Genomic DNA, 252 nt, shown 5'->3' with positions numbered 1-252 from the left:
GCATAAACCGCTGAGCTTTTTGCAGACGGAAGGCGCAAAGGAGACGGGAATCGAAATCTATACCTTGTCCAAAACGTATAATATGGCGGGCTGGCGGGTCGGCTTTGCCGTCGGAAACGCTTCTGTCATCGAAGCGATCAATCTTTATCAGGATCATATGTTTGTCAGCCTGTTTCCCGCGGCGCAGCAGGCGGCGGCAGCCGCTCTTTTAGAGGATCAGGCATGCGTCGCAGCGCAAAATGACAGATATGA

Annotated in this window: 1 protein-coding gene; it reads left to right on the top strand. The window is 52.8% G+C overall.

The features are described 5' to 3' along the window. On the top strand, positions 1-252 hold a 252-nt coding region (locus tag SB660_RS22375), incomplete at both ends, for an aminotransferase class I/II-fold pyridoxal phosphate-dependent enzyme (RefSeq protein ID WP_410584666.1).

This window comes from Bacillus sp. SIMBA_005, assembly GCF_046535585.1.
GTDB lineage: Bacteria > Bacillota > Bacilli > Bacillales > Bacillaceae > Bacillus > Bacillus pumilus.
Note: the sequence above shows the minus strand (reverse complement) of the source record. Positions and strands in the feature narration are given on the sequence as shown.